This is a genomic window from Sphingomonas sp. 67-41 (genome assembly GCF_001899725.1).
Taxonomy (GTDB): Bacteria; Pseudomonadota; Alphaproteobacteria; order Sphingomonadales; family Sphingomonadaceae; genus Sphingomonas; species Sphingomonas leidyi.
Map to the genome: position 1 here is coordinate 26,359 of NZ_MKWJ01000011.1, position 18,698 is coordinate 45,056.

General features: G+C 66.3%; 15 protein-coding genes and 1 tRNA gene. 3 read left to right on the forward strand and 13 right to left on the reverse strand.

Translation table 11 applies throughout. From position 1 onward, the window contains the following. Positions 1-24: 24 nt before the first annotated feature. The 10 genes from BGP17_RS05880 to moaA form a co-directional block, all read right to left on the reverse strand. Positions 25-1,572, reverse strand: a complete 1,548-nt coding sequence (locus BGP17_RS05880) for an amidase family protein (protein WP_286711330.1) — start codon at positions 1,570-1,572, stop codon at positions 25-27. A gap of 28 nt (positions 1,573-1,600) precedes the next feature. Next, positions 1,601-3,232, reverse strand: coding sequence for an alkaline phosphatase D family protein (locus BGP17_RS05885; protein WP_286711331.1), 1,632 nt, complete (start codon positions 3,230-3,232; stop codon positions 1,601-1,603). Positions 3,233-3,257: 25 nt separating this feature from the next. Next, positions 3,258-3,620 carry a hypothetical protein gene (locus BGP17_RS05890; protein ID WP_286711332.1) on the reverse strand — a complete coding sequence of 121 codons (363 nt, stop codon included), beginning with the start codon at positions 3,618-3,620 and terminating at the stop codon, positions 3,258-3,260. 68 nt (positions 3,621-3,688) lie between these two features. Beyond that, positions 3,689-4,183 (reverse strand): PraA/PraB family alkane oxidation protein activator, encoded by a 495-nt coding sequence (locus BGP17_RS05895; protein WP_286711333.1) that lies wholly within the window; start codon positions 4,181-4,183, stop codon positions 3,689-3,691. Positions 4,184-4,287: 104 nt separating this feature from the next. After that, the gene (locus BGP17_RS05900; protein ID WP_286711334.1) at positions 4,288-7,566 is read right to left on the reverse strand and encodes a TonB-dependent receptor; all 3,279 of its coding nucleotides are present in this window, start codon (positions 7,564-7,566) and stop codon (positions 4,288-4,290) included. Positions 7,567-7,771: 205 nt separating this feature from the next. Beyond that, complete coding sequence (locus tag BGP17_RS05905) at positions 7,772-8,647, reverse strand: FecR family protein (protein WP_286711335.1); 876 nt, start codon at positions 8,645-8,647, stop codon at positions 7,772-7,774. A gap of 40 nt (positions 8,648-8,687) precedes the next feature. Next, on the reverse strand, positions 8,688-9,203 hold the full coding sequence (locus BGP17_RS05910; RefSeq protein ID WP_208413404.1) for an RNA polymerase sigma factor: 516 nt from the start codon (positions 9,201-9,203) through the stop codon (positions 8,688-8,690). Positions 9,204-9,333: 130 nt separating this feature from the next. Further along, positions 9,334-9,408 (reverse strand) — tRNA-Asn (locus tag BGP17_RS05915). Positions 9,409-9,481: 73 nt separating this feature from the next. Further along, positions 9,482-10,252, reverse strand: coding sequence for an NAD kinase (locus BGP17_RS05920; protein ID WP_167298509.1), 771 nt, complete (start codon positions 10,250-10,252; stop codon positions 9,482-9,484). Continuing rightward, a complete protein-coding gene (gene moaA, locus BGP17_RS05925; protein ID WP_286711336.1) occupies positions 10,249-11,238 on the reverse strand; it encodes a GTP 3',8-cyclase MoaA in 990 nt (329 codons plus the stop codon). The genes BGP17_RS05920 and moaA overlap by 4 nt, the downstream gene beginning before the upstream one ends. Positions 11,239-11,297: 59 nt before the next feature. Between moaA and BGP17_RS05930 the strand changes: the two genes are divergently transcribed. Beyond that, the gene (locus tag BGP17_RS05930; protein ID WP_286711337.1) at positions 11,298-13,280 is read left to right on the forward strand and encodes a putative bifunctional diguanylate cyclase/phosphodiesterase; all 1,983 of its coding nucleotides are present in this window, start codon (positions 11,298-11,300) and stop codon (positions 13,278-13,280) included. Then, complete coding sequence (locus tag BGP17_RS05935) at positions 13,277-13,660, forward strand: hypothetical protein (protein WP_286711338.1); 384 nt, start codon at positions 13,277-13,279, stop codon at positions 13,658-13,660. Before BGP17_RS05930 ends, BGP17_RS05935 begins: the two co-directional genes overlap by 4 nt. A 2-nt stretch (positions 13,661-13,662) precedes the next feature. On the opposite strand, the gene BGP17_RS05940 is transcribed toward BGP17_RS05935, so the two are convergent. From BGP17_RS05940 to BGP17_RS05950, 3 genes are all read right to left on the reverse strand, one after another. After that, complete coding sequence (locus BGP17_RS05940; protein WP_286711339.1) at positions 13,663-14,124, reverse strand: GAF domain-containing protein; 462 nt, start codon at positions 14,122-14,124, stop codon at positions 13,663-13,665. Between the two features lie 418 nt (positions 14,125-14,542). Then, positions 14,543-17,998, reverse strand: a complete 3,456-nt coding sequence (mfd, locus tag BGP17_RS05945; protein WP_286711340.1) for a transcription-repair coupling factor — start codon at positions 17,996-17,998, stop codon at positions 14,543-14,545. A 6-nt stretch (positions 17,999-18,004) separates the two neighbouring features. Continuing rightward, positions 18,005-18,271 carry an FAD assembly factor SdhE gene (locus BGP17_RS05950; protein WP_286711341.1) on the reverse strand — a complete coding sequence of 89 codons (267 nt, stop codon included), beginning with the start codon at positions 18,269-18,271 and terminating at the stop codon, positions 18,005-18,007. 188 nt (positions 18,272-18,459) lie between these two features. Here BGP17_RS05950 and BGP17_RS05955 point away from each other — a divergent pair, with 188 nt between their 5' ends. Next, complete coding sequence (locus BGP17_RS05955; protein WP_086130900.1) at positions 18,460-18,678, forward strand: hypothetical protein; 219 nt, start codon at positions 18,460-18,462, stop codon at positions 18,676-18,678. Positions 18,679-18,698: the final 20 nt, after the last annotated feature.

Consider the following 18,698-nt stretch of genomic DNA (forward strand, 5'->3'; position numbering starts at 1 on the left):
GTTTCGCGGCTTCCCGAAGGTGCCCTAGGTTCGCGATGTGACGCGCGCCGGCGCCCAGAGCGGCGGGCGCCGCCTGACCCAGGGTGCCGCCTGTTCCAGCTCGAAGGCGAGTTCCAGCAGTGTCCGTTCGTCGCCCAGCCGGCCCGCGAACTGCACGCCGATCGGCAGGCCTTCGGCGGTCCAGTGGACTGGCAGGCTGATCGCCGGTCCGCCGAATGCATTCTGCACCATCGTGTAGTCGGCATAGCCGTTCAGCCGCGAGGCCAGCATGTCGAGCGGCAGCGAGCCGTTGATCTCGCCGATCTTCACCGGCGGCTTGAGCAGGACCGGGGACATGAGGACATCGACCTTGTCGAATGCACTGTAATATCCCTTGGCATAGCCGTTCACGCGCCCGAGCGCCTTGTCGGCACTGGCAGGCGGGATGAGGTCCCCCATCGCGCCGATCGCCGCGGATGCGGGTTCGATCAGCTCGGCGAGATGCTGTGCGTCGAGCTTGGTGGCCGAGAGCAGATAGCGTTTCAGCTGAGCGCCCTCGAGCAGGTAGATTTGCGTGAAATCGGCCAGGAACGCCTTGGTGTCGAATGGCCATTTCACTTCCTTGACCGGATGGCCGAGGCCGCTCAGCACCTTGTAGGTGGTATCGAGCGCCAGGAGCGCTTCCTTGTCCGGCAATGCCCCGCTGAGGCCGCCGATCAGCAACCCGACGCGCAGCCGCCGGGTCGACGGCCCTTCGACGCGTCCCACCGGCGGATAGATGCCACCCCGGCGGATTTCGACCGCCGCGAGGAAATTGGCGGTATCGCGTACCGTCCGCGAGACGCATAGCGGCTCGGTCAGGTCGAGCTGGGCGAGATGGCCCGGCGCATCGGGCACGCGCCCGCGCGACGGCTTGAGGCCGACCAGACCGCAATTGCTCGCCGGAATGCGGATCGAGCCCGCGCCGTCCGCCGCATGGGCCATCGGCACGATGCCGGCGGCGACGGCGGCCGCCGATCCGCCCGACGAGCCGCCCGGCGTATGGTCGAGCGCCCAGGGGTTGCGCGTGATCCCGTAGGCCAGCGTCTCGACGGTGGGCAATGCCCCGAACTCGCTCATCGTCGTCCGCGCAAAGGCGTTGAATCCCGCCTGGCCGATCGCCGCGGCCATCGGGCCGTCCTGCCTGGCGATCGGTGTGACCTTGTCGAGCCGCGAACCGAAATGCACGTGCGTCCTGGCAAGGTCCTCTTCGTCCTTGACCAGGAACGGCACGCCCGCGAAGGGCGCGGAGAAGTGCTTCGTGGCGAGCGCCTGTTTGCGCGCGCGCTCGTAGAGCTTCTCGCTGAAGCAGTTGAGGTCGGGCAGCACGGCTTCCGCGCGGGCGATGGCGGCGTCCAGCGCCTCTACCGGGTGGATCCGGCGCGTGCGGATCGCTTCGGCCAGCGCCGTCGCGTCCATCTCGGCGAGGTCGCTTGCCGCAGCCGGCCCCGCCAGGGCAGCGCCGGGGAGCAACGCGCCGACGCCCATGGCGCCGGCCCGCTGCAGGAAGTCGCGGCGCGTGCCGGCGGACGAGAGGTCGTTGCAATCCACCATGATCGGCTTCCTTCGGGTTTGCTGGAGGTCAGGCGCTGAAAATCCGTCGGCCCCGTTCGACCGACATCGTCTTGCCGGGGCGAATGGCGAGCGAGCGTGCCTTGACCGTGTCCATGAACACCCATTCGCCCGTTACCCGTTCGGGCGTGAGCTGGACGGCCATGTAGCCGCGACTGCTGGTATCGGCCCATTTGAGCTCGGGGCTGGCGCGCATGATGAACTGGGCGGTCAGCTGGGGCGGCAGCGCCAGATAGGCTTCGATCCCCGGCGACGAGACGCTGTGTCCGCCGAACTCGACGCCTGCCGGCTTGCCTTGCGAAGCGAGATCGAACGCCCAGCCATTATGGCTGTCGCCCGACAGCACGACCAGGTCGGCATCGGCGGCCTGGGCGGCACCGAGCAGGCGTGCGCGCGCTGCGGGGAAACCGTCCCAGGAATCGAAGTCGGGTGCCGTGCCGGCCTTGCCGGCGGCCGAGAGCACGTTGAGGAACGCGGCCTGCTCGGGTGGCAATTTGAGGCTGGCGACAAATGCGGCCGGCAGCTCGGGCAGCCGCATCTGCCCCATGACCACCTGTTGCGCGAGGACCTGCCACTTCGCGCCGCGCCGCTTCGAGCGCGCGATCCCGTCTTGCAGCCATTGCTCCTGCTCGGGCCCCATCAGCGTCCGCTTCGGATCGGCCAATGGCCCGTCGCGCAGCGCCTTGAGCTTGGCGACCGGATCGCCGCTCGTACCGATGATCGCCACCGGATCGAGCCGTTCGCTGCGGGCGGTCAGCCGGGTTTCCGGGCGGAAGATCGTCGCCAGGTCGCCGATCTCGAAGCTCGACCAGGGCTTGCCCGATACCGGCAGCCATTCGTTCCAGGCTTTCATCGAGGCGCGCTTGCGCTCCTCGTAATCGCCTTCATCGGGCTGATGGTTCTCGGCGCCATGTGCCCAGGCGTCGTTCGCCGTCTCGTGATCGTCGTGCTGGACGATCATCGGGAACATCTGGTGCAGGCGCTGCAGATCGGGATCGGTGCGATAGCTGGAATAGCGCAGGCGGTAGTCGGCCAGGCGGATCGCCTCGCCGGCCGGCTCGATCAGGCGGCCGGCGATCGCCTGGTCCGCCCCCGGATAATAACCGCGCTGATATTCGTAGATATAGTCGCCCAGATGCACCATCAGGTCGATGTCGTCCCGCGCGGCCGCATGGGCATAGGCGTTGAACCAGCCATAGGGCAGGTTGGCGCAGGAAAAGACGCCAAGGCCGAAGCGCTCGACCGGCCCGGCCGGCAGCGTCCTGGTCCGCCCGACCGGCGAAACCGCGCCGTCCGGGGCGATGAAGCGGTAATAATAGGTCCGCCCCGGCTGCAGGCCGCCAACGACGACGCGCGCGGTATGGTCGTCGGCTCTGCTCGCCCCGGCGCCGCCGCTCGTCTTCTTCCGGAAATCGGGCGTTTCGGAAAGCTCCGCGGTCAGCTGCACGTCGCCGCCATCGGCAGGCACATAGCGGGTCCAGAGCAGGATCGAGTCCGGCCCAGGCTCGCCGCTGGCGACATTGTGGGTGAAGCCGCGCGCGGTCAGCAACGCCTGGGCACGTGCCGCGCCGCCCATCGCCAGCGCGCCGATTCCGAAACTGCCTGCCAGGACCAGGCTGCGGCGGTCGATGATGATCGTCATGTCGGTTCTCGCGGGAAAGGAGGGGCTATCGCGGATCGATTGGCGACGGCGACGGTGCCGTGGCGGAGGCCGGGGGCGATTTCGCAGCGGCGGGGATCGCACGCAGCGCCGCGTCGATCGCCTTCACGCGCTCATGCGGCATCGCATCGGGAAACATCGCTTCCAGCGTCTCCAGGCTCATCGCCTTGAACTGATCATATTGCGGATGGGTGGTGAAACCCGGCAGTTCGCGTTCCAGCACCGCCTTCGCCGCGGGATTGGCGGCGAGCTGCTCGATCGGCGTCCTGGCGCTGAACGCGGGTTTGTCCTGGCCGGCAACGGCGTGCAGCGGAGCGGCAATCGCCTGAAGGGCGATGGCGAGCTGCAAGATACGGAAACCCGTGCGCATCCATGCTGTCCTTGCTGGGCAAAGGAGCGATGCGGCGGGTGGAGCCGCCGCATCGCCCAGTTGGGGGGTCAGTTGATCGTGATCGCCGGCGAGACCGTGAGGCTGCCCGAGGCGTTGCAGACGCCGCCGATCAGGGCCAGGAAGCCGGTGGTGCCGGGCAGCGCGGCAGAGAGCGGGCCGGCGGTCGAGGTGAGGTTGCTCCACGGGCCGACGACGTCGCGCGGGCCGCAGTCGCCGAGGCGGGTCGAGACGGCCATGTCCTTGATCGTCACGCTGGTCGAGGAGTTCGCCTGAACGCGCAGCGGAAGCACCAGGCCATCGTCGCACGCCAGCGGGCCGCTGACGGCGCTGCCGGTGTAGCTGGTGAAGGTGATGCCCGTCGAGTCGGTGGTGCCGCTCAGCGTGACATTGCACACCGTGGTCAGGGTGCCGTTCAGGTCCTGGGTGAGCTGGCCCGAAGCGGTCACCGCCGTGTTGGCGGGCGACAGGGTCTGGGCCATCGCCGCCGACTGGAAGGCAACGAGGCTGATGAGAGTGGCGACAGACTTGGTGAAGATATTCATCGTGAGTTTCCTTTTCAATTGGGATGAATTTGAAACAAGGCACGTCCTTCACGAGTAGTTTCTTGTTATATGTGCGACCACATCTTCGAATTTTTGAATGATTGTTATTTAATTCCTACGCGCACGCTGAAACCGATGATGCGCGGATCGAGCGTGAATACATTGGAGAAGGTGCCGACTTCGTTCGGACCGGTGAAGGCGTCGGTGATCGGCGTGCTGTTGAACACGTTCTTGACGTAGAACTGGTACGTCAGGTTCGAGGCCGGGCGGCTGAGCGTGATCGCCAGGTTGGCGTTGCCCCAGGCGCGCAGGTGATCATAATCGGTGTTGTAGACACGGGCGAAACTGGCCGACTGGCGATAGTAATCGCCGCGCAGCGACAGCCGCCAATCGTCGAGGAACAGGGTGTATTCCGCGCCGATATTGAAGGTGAGGTGCGGCGCGTTGGGCAGTTCGTGGCCGCTCAGATCGGCGGCGAAGCCATAGCCGTTGTTGGGCGCGCCATAGTTGGACGGGTTCGGGCCGTAATAGTTCGCCGGCTTGCTCGGGTCGTAGGGCGCGGTCGGGCTGTAGGTAAATCCATAAAGGGCCTGGCCTATCCCGCCAGGCGCAAATGGATTGCCGGCGGATCCGAATACATGGGGCGCTTCGCAGAAGAAGTTGATCCCCGAATCCGAGGTGCTGTTGATATCCTTGGGATTGACCTTCTTGAGATAGGCGGCGACCAGCGCCTTGGGCGCGATGCAGGTGTTCGGGCTCTGCGCCCAGGGATTGACGGTCATCCAGTCGTCATGGCCCTGTACGCGGTCCATGACGTCGATCGAGCTTTGCCCGTTGCCGATCCGGGTCCTGAGATACCCTAATGTCGCACCCACCTTGAAGTGCCGAGACGGTATCCACGCGGCTTCCAGCTCCGCGCCATAGGTGATTGCGTTGAGGTTCTCGGTGTTGATCGCCCGATTGATCAGCTGCGAGATCTGGTAGTTCTTGTAGTCGTTGAAGAAGGCGGAGAAATTCAGCAATACCTTGCCGCCGGCAATCTTGTTCTTCATGCCGATTTCGAAGGTATTGAGTTCCTCCGGTTCGAATTTGGTGGGAAGCCGCGTGTAGGTGCCGCACACCAGCGCCGGCGCCACCGGCAGCCCGTTCGGGCCACAGGGCTTGTCGGCCTGCCCCCGGGGATTGTCGCCACCGCCCTTATAGCCGCGCGCATAGGAAGCGTAGAGTGCGGTTTCGTCGGTGAACGTCAGATTCGGCTTCCAGTTCAGCGCAAGCCGGCCGGTCACCCGCCGCCATCGCATCGTCTCGGCGGGATCCGCGGGATAGCCGCGATCGACCGTGCCGCTATTGAGCCCTCGGGTGTCGCTCAGCAACTGGGTGGCATAGGGTATGATCAGCTTCTGATCGTCGGTATAGCGCAGCCCCCCGGTGACCTTGAAATTCTCGGCGGGCTTCCAGTAGAACTCGCCGAACGTCGCCCAGGATTTGGTCTTTAGCTGCTGAATACTCCGAAAGTAATTGTGCCCCTCGCCATTGATCTTGTCGATGGGGTTCGGGTCGATATAGGCGCAACCAACACCCTTGGCGTCGCAATACGGGCCCTCGGACAGCGCGGCGATGGTGAAGAGGTTGCTGAAGACGTAATAGTTTTCGGTGGTCTCGTAGGACAGGTAGTTGGCGCCGAGATTGAAGTTGAACGGTCCGTCAAAGGACGAATTCAGCCGGACCTCTTGCGCCCATTGCTCGCTGCGTGCCTCCGAACGATCGATTGCCGCTGGCGTGGTCAGCTCGCCGAGCTGCGGATCCTTGAACGTGCCGAGGCCATTGCGCGAACCGAGATATGGCTTCCAGGCTGCCTTGACGCCGGTGGCGTATTGCTCCGGCGCAATGAAATAGGGCACCGCCTGAAATCGGAAGAAGTCCTGCGAGGCGCTATAATAGTCCTTCGTGTAGAGAACCTGACCGGTGAAATGCAGGCGATCGGTGATGTCGATCTCCGCGTTGAACTGGAACAAGTCGTTCCGCGCCCGGTATTTCGGATCGTAGAAGGTGCCGATCTCCCGCAGGTCATGGGATTGTTGCCCATTGGCGGTGCCGAACGGATCGAGCCCCATCGGGGTATAGTAGCTGCCATAGGGCCCCCGGTTTCCGGCTAGCGCCAGGGTGAGCGCCGTCACGATCGGAAATCCGCGGCCATTGGGCACGCCATAGGCGGCATCGGAATAGAGGGTCTTTTGCTGGCATCCCGGCGTCAGCGCGCCAATGCTCCACGCGCCGACCACGGGCTGCGACTGGGCGACGCCGTTCCGGTCGGTATAGTCGATCTTCTGCGGCGTCTCGCCGCGCGTGCAAAGCTGTTTGCCGGTGCGCGCGCGGTCGTCATTCTCGTTGAAATGCTCCCAGAAGAAGCTGAAGCGCAGTGCCGGATCGGGCTCCCACAGCGCCGACAGCCGCGTCGAATAGAGATTGCGGCCGTTCACATTCTTCTGCGTGACCGTGTTGTAGTCATAGCCGTCGCGCTTCGTCCACGCGCCCGCGGCGCGGAACGCGAGGGTGTCGCCAAGGGGAATGTTGACGAACCCGCGCACGCGGGTGGAGGCATAATTGCCCACCTCGCCCTGGATTTCGCCGCCCCATATGCCGAGCTTCGGCTTGGCCGGCAGCATGTTGACGACGCCTGCCGTCGCGTTGCGGCCGTAGAGCGTGCCCTGCGGTCCACGCAGCACCTCGACGCGCTCGACATCGAAATATTCCTGCTCAAACAGGCGGTTGCGGATCAAGGGCGTGTAGTTGAAGCTGATCGCGACCGCCGGATCGGCAGTGACGGAGATCGCCTTGGTGCCGATCCCGCGGACGGTGAAATTATAGCCCGAGAAATTGTCCTTCGAGAAGGAGACGTTCGGGATGGCGCGCAGCAGCTCGGGGCCGCCTTCGATCTTCTGGTCCGACAGGTCCTGCGCCGTGAAGGCCGAGACCGCGGCGGGCACATCGATCAGGCGCTCGGACATCTTCTGCGCGGTGACGACGATGTCGTTGCCGCTGCCGGCGTCTCCGGATGCCTGTCCGTCATCGGCCGCGAGGGCCGGGCCTTGCCCGCGGATTGCAGCCTTGGGCCGCGGACCGGCGACGGTCCTCCTGGCAGGCTGCGCATGGCCTCCCCGAAGGATCAGGAAGGCATCGCCGCGCTTCTGATAGGTCAGGTCGGTTCCGTGCAGGAGCTGGATCAGCGCTGCCTCGACGGAGGAAGCCCCCTTGATCGCGCGCGCCTTCTTGCCGCGCACCAGATCCTGATCGACCAGGATCTGCGCGCCGGACTGGCGCGACAGCACGTTCAGCGAATCCTCCAGGCTGGCTGCAGGAAGCGTGATGCCATGTTGCGCCAATGCTGGCGGAGCGGCGCAAATGGCGCCGATGGCGAGCGCGAGAACGGCAACGCCTGTACGAAGCGACCCCTTTAACTTCGGCACTATCTATTCCCCCCTTGGGCTCGGATTGAGCGACCTCAGGGGAAAGACGCGGCGCACGCCGAAACTTCACAAAGTTTCTTGCTTCAGTCCTGTTGCGACTGGAACGGGTAACGCGGAGCAATCAGCGCTTCGATAGCGTCAATGCGTTCTCTGTCTTGTGAACCCGGAATGCGTGCGTGATCGACAGGTTCTCGAGCTGGCCGACCGGATCGGTCAGTTTTATCCGGCCGCTCACCGGCTTCTCGGCCAGGCCCTTGTCGGTGATGTCGATGGGCAGCGGGGACAGGCTTTGCAGGTCGGCGATCACCTGCCGCAACGGCGCGCCCCTATATTCCATCCACTCGCCGCGCCAGCGGGCGACTTCATCCGGCTTCACGTCGGCGATCCGGTTGAGGCCCGCCTTGTCCAGAATGGCCGCCTGCCGGGCCTGGAGCTGGATCGGCGTGTCAAACCATCCGTTCCTGCCGAACCGGACCACGCCGGATGCGACGGCGACACGGATGCTCCCGGGCTTGTTCGAGACCTCGAAGCTGGTCCCCACGTCCACGATACGCGCGCTTCCGGTATCGATCCGGAAGGGGCGCCGCGCGTCATGCGCGACCTTGGCGAAGAGCGTGCCTTGGATCAGTTCGACCACGCGGTCATGGCGCGTATAGCGGATCTTCACCTGCGCGCTGCCCCCCAGGGTCAGCTGCGTACCGTCGGCAAGGGTGACTGCGCGCACCTTGCCGTCCGCCACGGAATAGTCCTGCGGCTGGGCGAGGTACAACGCGATCAGGGGGAGCGACTGGTAGCCGCCCAGCATGACGAGCAGGACGGTCATGCCGCCGACCAGCCAGGCATGCCCCGATCCGCCCGGGCGCCCATAGGCTTGCAGCGCGGCGTCCATGTCGGACCCCATGATGCGCCGCCACATGGTGTCATAGGCGGGTCGGCAACGCGGATCGCCGGCAAGCCATGCGTCGAAGGCGGCCTCGTCAAAGGCCTCGTCGCCCATGCGCCGCTCGATCCACTGGGCTGCTTCCCATTTTATGGAGCTAGTCTCGGACAGGGCCGCCTCTCTTCTCGATCTTCTCGATCGCCGAATCGAGATCGAATATGGCGCGCGCAACATGATTGCTCACGGCGCTGGGGGAAAGGCCCAAGGCCAAGGCCACCTCGCTCGCCGATTGTCCGCGTACGCGCCGGCGAATGAAGACTTCCCGTCTGAGGGAGGGCATGGTCTCGAGGATGCCCGCGATCAGCTCGATCAGCTGCTTGCGCGCCAATTGCTGATCTATCATCGGCTGGGGGCAGGGGATCGCGTCGGACAGTTCGACGAGCGGAGCCCGGCCGACTCTGCGGAAATGGTCCCTGACCAGATTCAGCGAGATGCGACGCAGCAGGGCAGGCGCATTCTTTACGCTGTTGTCCGGCTTCGCTTCGAAGATCAGCAGCCGCAGATAGGCTTCCTGAACAATGTCCTCGCTGAGCGCCGAGTCGTGGACCTGCCGTCCCACATATTCAAGCAGGCCAATGCGTTGCGCGCTCAAATGGGCGGGACTCGAAACCATCGAAGAGGTGCATATGCGTTCGATGTGACATGGGGGTTTCGGTCGGGGCAGGCCGGTTGGGGATGCTCGCCGCGCAATTCGAGTGGCTGACGGAGCCCGGATTCCGGCGCGTTCGCGCCATGCCGGAGGATGGCTCCCTGAGTAGGATTCGAACCTACGGCCGCTCGATTAACAGTCGAGAGCTCTACCGCTGAGCTATCAGGGATCACCATCTTTCCACCCGGCGAACCGCAGCGGAGGCGGCCCTATAGCAGCGGGTTTTCGCGGATTGCAAGGGGTCAGGCGACGAATTGTTCCATCGTTATCCGATCGTCCAGCGCATGCTCCGGATCGAAGAGCAGAGTGAGGTCGCGGTGGTGGTCGATCTCTATCTCCACCCGAGCGACGTCGCGCACTTCGCGCTGGTCCGCCACGGCGCTGACCGGCCGCTTGTCCGCCTCCAGCACGCGAATCGCGATGCGGGCCTTGTCGGGCAGGATCGCGCCGCGCCAGCGCCGCGGACGGAACGGGCTGATCGGCGTCATCGCCAGCATCGCCGAGCCGAGGGGCAGGATCGGGCCCTGCACCGACAGATTATATGCGGTGGAGCCGGCAGGCGTCGCGACGAGCAGGCCGTCGCACACCAGCTCCGGCAGCACGACGCGATCATTGACGGTGACTTCGAGCTTCGCCGTCTGGCGGGTTTCGCGCAGGAACGAGACTTCGTTGATCGCCGGCAGTTCGAAGCGCTCGCCGGCGGCATTGATCGCGTTCATCTTGAGCGGGCTCACCTTGAACGGCTTGGCCCGCGCGAGCCGCTCGTCGAGCCTTTCGCGCCGCCAGTCGTTCATCAGGAAGCCGACCGTGCCGAGATTCATGCCGAACACCGGAACGCTGCGGCGGCTTTCCAGCAGATTGTGGAGGGTCTGGAGCATGAAGCCGTCGCCGCCCAGGGCAACGATGGCCTCGGCCTGTTCGAGGGGAACCCATTCATACGCCTCGCGCAACTCGTCGGCGGCGAGCTGGGCGGGTTCGGTGGGCGAGACGACGAGCGCGCGGAGCTGGCTCATCCGCCGGTGACGCTCATGTGGCGGCGTGTGGCCGGAGCCGCGCCGGCGGCGATGCGGAAATCATGGCGGGCGGGCTTGCGCCGCAGCGCGGCATCGATCGCTTCGTCGAGGCCGTCACCGCGCAGCGCGGCCTTGATGTCCACTCCCTCGTCATGGCCAAGGCACATATAGAGCTTTCCGTCGCTGGCGAGGCGAACGCGGTTGCATCCGTCGCAGAAATTGGCGCTGAGCGGCGTGATCAGGCCCAGCCGCGCGCCGGTGCCCGCAACGCGCCAATAGCGTGCGGGGCCGCCGGTGCGATGCGTATCGGGGATCAGCTCGAAGCGCGCGCGGAGCGCGGCCAGCACGCCGGTGAGCGGCAGGAAGCGATCGACGCGATCCTCGTCCACTTCGCCGAGCGGCATCGTTTCGATCAAGGTGAGATCCATGCCCCTGGCCGCCGCCCAGTCGAGCATCGCGGGGATCTCGTCCTCGTTGAGGCCCTTCAATGCGACCATGTTGAGCTTGACCGCAAGGCCGGCGGCCTGGGCGGCGGCAATGCCGGCCAGCACTTTCGACAAGTCGCCGTGCCGGGTGATGTGCCGAAAGACCGCCGGATCGCGGCTGTCGAGGCTGACATTGATGCGGCGCATGCCGGCCTCGCGCAGCGCTTCGGCATGTTCGGCGAGGCGAGTGCCGTTGGTGGTGAGCGTGATTTCATCGAGACCCGCGCCGAGATGACGGGCGATGCGGCGGACCAGTTCCATGGTATCGCCGCGGACCAGCGGTTCGCCACCGGTAAGGCGGATCTTGCGCACGCCACGCGCGACGAAACGGTCGGCGACCAGGGCGAGTTCGTCGAGGCGCAGCAACGCGTCGCGCGGCAGGAAGCGCATATGCTCGGACATGCAATAGCGGCAACGCAAGTCGCAGCGATCCGTGACCGAAATGCGCAGATACTCGATCGTGCGGCCATGGGCGTCGATCAAGGCGGGCGCGGCTGCCATGCAAGACGAGTTACGCATGATGATGGCGGTGGGCAAGCGTTCGCGTTATCGAGAGTGGAATGTCCGAAGATTTCACAGTCATCGAAAGCGCCAACGCAGATGCGGCCCCGGTGTTCGTCCTCAGCTTTCGCCAGCGCGACGAAGTCGCCGCGGCCGCGGCCGGGGGCGGTTGGCGCGTGGTGGCGGCGCGGCGCTCGGATGCGCTCGAGCGGCGCTTCCTGTCGAGCGGAGCCGCCGTCGCGGTGATCGACGCGCGCGGCGCGCTTTCGGAGGGGATGGACGCGGCCAGGGTGCTGGGGCCGACGATCGAGGCGCATGGCGCCGCGATGCTGATCCTCGTCTCGCAGAGCGACACGGTGCACATGCGCCATTTCTTCGACGCCGGCGCCACGCACTTCCTGTCCAGCCCGATGTCCTCGGCGGCGATGGCGCATGCGATCCGCTTCGCCCAGCGGCATGTCGAGCGGCTCTCCGGGTGGAACGGGCAGGAAAAGGGGCCGCCCGAGCCGCTTGGCTGGCGATTCGATCCGGCGATGCGCTCGCTCCAGCTCACGCCGGCGCTGGCGAGCCTGCTGGGCCTGCCCGAAGCGCCGGGCACGCGGACCTTCTTCGCCCGGCTCGATCCGGCGGATCGGTCGCTGGCGCGCAGCGCGCTGCGCCGCTTGAGTGCGGCTACGCCTTCCACAGCCTTTGCGCATGACCTGGCCGGGGTGGGGCGCGTGGTGCAGCATCTTCAGTACGACGCGCAGACCAACCGCTTGCATGCGCTCGTCGAGGCCCTGGGTGTGGCGCCCGACGCGAATGCGGCGGTGCGCGACGCGCTCACCGGCGCGCGCGACGGGCCCAGTGCGCGCCGCTGGATCGACCGGCGCCTTGCGGAGGGCGGCCGCGTGGGCGTCGTGCTGATCGGGCTGACGCGTTTCGAGACGGTGAACACCGCCTATGGCCGGGCCGTGGGGGACGAGCTGTTGCGCAGCGTCTCGCGCCGCGTCGGCGAAGTCGTGCGCGAGACGCTGGGCAAGGGCGCGATCGTCGCGAGGATCGGCGGATCGGAATTCCTGGTCGCCAGCGACGATGCCGATGCCGCGAGGATCGGTGCCGCGGTGGCGCGGCTCGAAGACGCGCTGGCCCGCCCCTTCGTGGTGGGCGGCGATATCGCGCCGCTCGGGGCGCGGCTCGTGACCGGGGAGAGCGTTGCCGGCGACAATGCAGCGGCGCTGCTCCGCCGAACGAGCGAGGCGCTGCTCGGCGACGTGCCGCTGGAGAAGGGCGCGCCACCGGTCGATCTGCTCGTCGACAACCTTCACCGTGCGCTGGAGCGCGGCGAGATCGGCGTGCTGTTCCAGCCCCAGGTCTCGATCGCCACGGGGCAGATCATCGGGGTGGAAGCGCTGGCCCGCTGGAACCATCCCGAGTTCGGCGAGCTGGGTGCCGATACGCTGTTCGCGGCCGCGGAACGGGCAGGGCTCGACGCGACGCTCTCCGACCATGTCCAGCGCCGCGCGCTGGCGGCGGCGGCGAATTGGCCGATGTCGCTGAGCAAGTTGCGGCTTTCGATCAACGTGACTGCCGCCGACGTGGCGCGGGCAAGTTTTGTCGATGCGCTTCTCGGGCGCATCGATGCGAGCAACTTCCCGCGCAATCGCCTGACGGTGGAGATCACCGAAAGCGGCATCATGTCGGATCTGGGCGAAGCGGCGCGGCTGCTCACATTGCTGCGGGCGGCGGGATGCCGGGTGGCGATCGATGATTTCGGCACGGGATATTCAAGCCTGGCCTATCTCAAGGCATTGCCGCTCGACTATCTCAAGATCGACAAGAAGCTCAGCCAGGACATCACCGGTTCGCCCCGCGACCGCGTGGTGGTCCGGGGCGTGATCGACATGGCGCGTTCGCTGGGCCTGGCGGTGGTGGCCGAGGGCGTCGAGACCGCCGAGCAGCTCGATCTGCTCGCCAAGGAAGGCTGTCAATATTTCCAGGGCTTCCTGTGTTCGGCCCCGATCGACGTGCCCGCGCTGGCCCAGCTGGTGAGCCGGGGGTGAGCGACCCGCGCGATGTCAGCGGTGTCTGGTACGGCCGCTATGTCAGCAGTGTCGATGGGCAGGACAATGGCTTCATTGCCCTGCTGGAAGAGGCCGGCGGCGTCTTCTCGGGCAGCATCAGCGAGCGGGACGGGCAGGGCGGCCTGCGCAGCGCTACGGTGGCGGGGCGGCGCAGCGGCGCGCGCATCCAGTTCGTGAAGCAATATCGCGGCGACTGGAACCATGCCGTCTTCTACGAAGGCAGCGTGGACGACCGAGGCACCGAAGCGAGCGGCAACTGGAAGGTGGACTGGGTTCACGGCGGCTTCAGCATGCAGCGCGAGAAATTCTCGGCGGACGTGCTGGAAGAGGAGCGCGAGGACAGCCTCCCGGTCCGTTGACCTCAGGCCGGATCGGCGCCCTTGCCATGGGTGACCCGGCCCAGCGTGACTCCGGCATAGCGAGCCAGGCTGGCCAGCAGCGCGCTGGTGCTCGGATCGATCGGCCCGGCTTCCGCCCAATAGGCACCCATCGCCATGCTGGGGCCCATCAGCCCGATCGGATACATCGACATGCTGCGCACGAAGGTGGGCCGGTAGGCGTCCACGGGAACGCGCGGATCGTCATAGATGTCGGGGATATGGATCGGACGCGCCTCGAGGATGGCGAGGCCCGATATGCAATTCTCGATCGGGAACCGTTCGCCCGCCCAGAGCGGAGTCATCGCGTCCTCGGCGACATAGGCGACGCGGTCGCCCTCGCGGCGAATGACGGTTACGCCATCGCACCGCGCGATGGTGCGTGCGCATTCCCGCAGCACGTTGACCAGCTCGTCGATCGAGGTCGCATGCGACAACCGGGCCATCGCTTCGGTCAACAATCGGCGTTGCTCGAAACTGTCCGGCTCCCTCAAGCCTCGCTCCTCACGAGCGGACCCGTTCAGGGTCTCGCCTGCCTCAATCCCATTGGTCACGGCCAGATACGCAGCCTTGTTCTGTTCGTTTCAACGCGAAACCGGCGAAATCGGATCGGCTTCAACACGACGAAGCCGCGCGATGACCCGAGGCCACCTGCGCATCATGGGGCAGGCGGTCCAGGCATTGCGCCGAATAGCACCATTTCGCCTGCATCCTGAACGGAGTTCCAGTATGCGCAACTACGCAAAAATACCGGGTGCCCTGGAAACCGTCACTCGGCACTCGCTGGGGGACGCCCGCCGGACAGGGAGCGGCCCATCTCCGTCCTGGAAGGCTGCGACGGCGGAAGCGCGGGCCGCCAGGGGCTTATCCCGCCGCTTTCGCCAGGCCCCGCGAAAGCTGGAGCGCGCCGTTGAGCCGCGCCTGGGGCGTCGCCCATGCGCGGGCGATGACGAGCTTCATGTCGGGACGCAGCTTGGCCGTACCCTCCAGCTTGTCGACATAGGCGAGCAGGCCGTCGACATTGGGGAATTTGTCGTCGTGGAAGCTGACCAGCGCACCCTTCGGGCCGACGTCGAGTTTGGCGATGCAGGCCCGTTTGGCGTTCAGCTTGGCCTCGATCAGCGTGATCAGGTTCTCGGTCGCCTCGGGCAGCTTGCCGAACCGGTCGATGAGCTCGGCGGCGAAGGACTCGATGCCGGCACGGTCCTCCACGTCGTTGAGGCGACGATACAGGCCCATGCGCAGGTCGAGATCGGGAACGTAGTCCTCCGGGATCATGATCGGCGCGTCGACGGTGATCTGCGGGCTCAGGTCGCGCGGGCGCTCGTCGCGCAGGCCGCCGGCCTTGGCGTCGAGGATCGCCTCCTCCAGCATCGACTGATAGAGTTCGTAGCCGACTTCCTTGATATGGCCGGACTGTTCGTCGCCGAGCAGATTGCCCGCGCCGCGGATGTCGAGATCATGGCTGGCGAGCTGGAAGCCGGCGCCCAGCGATTCCAGGTCGGAGAGCACCTTGAGGCGCTTTTCCGCCGCCTCGGTCATCAGGCGCTGGGCCGGGGTGGTCAGATAGGCATAGGCGCGCGTCTTGGAGCGCCCGACCCGGCCGCGCAGCTGGTAGAGCTGGGCGAGGCCGAACTTGTCCGCCCGGTTGATGATCAGCGTGTTGGCGCTGGGGATGTCGATGCCGCTCTCGATGATCGTGGTGGAGACGAGCAGATCATATTTGCGATCGTAGAAGGCGGACATGCGCTCCTCGACCTCGCCCGCCGCCATCTGGCCGTGTGCGACGACATAGCGGATCTCGGGCACGTCGTTGCGCAGGAATTCCTCGATCTCCGGCAGGTCCGAGATGCGCGGCGTGACGAAATAGGCCTGGCCGCCGCGATAATGCTCGCGCAGCAGCGCCTCGCGCAGCACCACCGGATCCCAGGGCATCACATAGGTGCGCACCGCCAGGCGATCGACCGGCGGAGTCTGGATCACGCTGAGCTCGCGCAGGCCCGACATCGCCATCTGGAGCGTGCGCGGGATCGGCGTGGCGGTGAGGGTGAGGACGTGGACGTCCGCCTTCATCGCCTTCAGCCGCTCCTTGTGGGTGACGCCGAAGCGCTGCTCCTCGTCGACGATGACCAGGCCGAGCCGCTTGAACTCCACGCCCTTGGCGAGGACGGCGTGCGTGCCGACCACGATGTCGATCGTGCCGTCGGCGGCACCGTCCTTGGTCGCCTTCATCTCGGTGGTGCCGACGAGGCGGGAGAGGCGGCCGACCTTGATCGGGAAGCCCTCGAAACGCTGGGTGAAATTGTTGAAATGCTGGCGGGCGAGCAGGGTGGTGGGGCAGACCACCGCGACCTGCATGCCGGCCATCGCCGCGACGAAGGCGGCGCGCAGCGCCACCTCGGTCTTGCCGAAGCCGACATCGCCGACGATGAGCCGGTCCATCGGGCGGCCGGCGGCGAGATCCTCGAGCACGTCGCCGATCGCGCGATCCTGGTCGTCGGTTTCCTCATAGGGGAAGCGATCGACAAAGGCGGGATAGCCGCCGGCATCGGGCTCGGCGACTTCGGCGGGGCGGGTGGCGCGCTTGGCGGCGGTGGCGATGAGCTCGCCCGCGATCTCGCGGATGCGCTCCTTCATGCGGCTCTTGCGCCGCTGCCAGGCCTCGCCGCCCAGCCGGTCTAGCGCCGCGCCTTCCTCGCCCGCGCCGTAGCGGCTCAGGACCTCGAGATTCTCGACCGGAACATAGAGCTTGTCGCCGCCGGCATAGGTGAGCGCGACGCAGTCGTGCGGGGCCTTCTGCACGGGGATCTGGGTGAGCCCCTCGTAGCGGCCGATGCCATGATCGACGTGCACGACCAGGTCGCCCGGCGAGAGCGTCGCCAGTTCGTTGAGGAAGGCGTCGGTCGACTTGCGGCGTTTGGAACGGCGGACGAGGCGGTCGCCCAGCATGTCCTGCTCGGTGAGCACGGCGACGTCGGGGGCGGAGAAGCCGTGATCGAGCGGCAGCACGATCATCGCGACCGCGCTGTCGGCGATGCCCATCGCCTCGTGCCAGCTCTCCGCCTTGCGTGCGGTCTTGAGGCCGTGGTCGGCAAGCAGCCCGGTCAAGCGCTCGCGGGCGCCGTTCGAATAGCTGGCGAGCACCGGTTTCCTGCCCGATTTCCGCAGCTTGGCGATATGTTCGACCACGGCTTCATAGACATTGGCGCCGGCAGCGCGCTCGGGTGCGAAGTCGCGCGGGCCATCGACGTTGAAGTCGAGGACGGTGGCGCTTGTCGGCTCGTGGAAGGGGGTGCTGACATGCGCCGGCCAGTCGGCAAGGCGCTTTTCCCATTCGTTCGCAACGAGATAGAGCGCATCTGCGGCGAGCGGGCGATAGCTGCCCGGATCGGCCGACTGGGCGCGGACGCGGTTCGACTGATAGTCGGCGATCGCTTCGAACCGCGCTTCGGCGGCGCCGGCATCGCCCGCGTCGCGGATCAGGATCGCATCGGCGGGGAGATGCTCGAACAGCGTCTCCAGTCGCTCCTCGAACAGCGGCAGCCAATGCTCCATGCCGGCGAGGCGGCGGCCGTCGCTGATCGCCTGGTAGAGCGGATCGCCGGTCGCGGTGGCGCCGAACTTCTCGCGATATCGCGTGCGGAAGCGCTTGACCGATTCCTCGTCGAGCAGGGCTTCCGAGGCGGGAAGGAGCGTGAAGCCGTCGATCCGCCCGGTGGTGCGCTGGTCGGCGGGGTCGAAGGTGCGGACGCTCTCGATCTCGTCGCCGAAGAAATCGAGGCGCAGCGCCTGCTCGGCACCCGAGGGAAACAGGTCGACCAGGCCGCCGCGAACGGCGAACTCGCCGGCGTCGTTCACCGTGTCGACGCGGACATAGCCGTTCGCCTGGAGCAGATTGCCTAGCTTTTCCAGGCTGATGCGCTCACCGGGCGCAAGGCGGGCGACGAGCTGGCGGATGCGGAAGGGCGTCAGCGTCCGCTGCGTTGCGGCGTTGACCGTGGTGACCAGCAGGCGCGGCCTTTCGCTCTTGGCCTGAAGGGCATGGAGCGTCGCCAGCCGCTCGGCCATGACGCGCAGGGTGGGGCTGGCGCGGTCATAGGGAAGGCAGTCCCAGGCGGGGAAGCCCAGGACCTCGAGCTCGGGCGCGAAATAGGGTGCGGTGCCCGCCACGGCGCGCATCGCCGCCTCGTCGGGCGCGACGAACACGGTCAAGCGCCCGGTGCGGGCAAGATCGGCCAGCATCCAGGGAAGGAAGCCGGCGGGAGCGCCCGACAGCGTGAGGAGCTTTTGCGCGGAAAGGATGGTCTTGAGGTCGGGCATTCGGGCTCAGCGAGAAATGGGCACGTAGTTCAATGCCTTGAGGGCAGTCATTACCGTGCCGGCATAGCATTCGGGCACTGGCTGCGTCCCCATTGCCCAGGCCATGATGTCGACATCCTGTTCCTCGAGCAGCGCTTCGAACAGGTCCATCTCGGTATCGCTCCAGCCGGCGCCATGCCGGTCGAAGAAGCCGCCGATCAGCAAGTCTGCTTCCTTGACGCCGCGGTGCCAAGCGCGGAAGCGCAGGCGCTTGAGACGGGTTTCGCGGTCCATTCGGTCCTCAACGGGAAATGGCCGGCAGCGCAAAAAATGCGTGTCGGCGAAAATGGTGGGTACGGTCCCCCCCAGATAGGTTGCCGCGCAAACGAACGCCAGCCGCAACTTAATCGGCCGTTTCCGCCCGCCCGGCCGGCGATCTTCCTATGATGGACAGATACTCTGCGTAGAAGGCCGTCCAGAAAATGCGTTTCGTGATGCTCAAGTCGATCAACGGCGACCCCATTCTCGTCAACATCGCCGCCGTGCGCACGGTCGCGACGATCAACATGGCCGGGGCCGATGTCGGCGTGCTCTCGTTCGACGGCGCGCACGAAGTGGTGGTCGGCTCGACCGTGACCGAAGTCCATGCCGCGATCGAGGCGGCGGGCCAGGCGATCGCGCCGGTGCGTAGCGCCGCCTGATCCCGCACACCCTCTAGCGG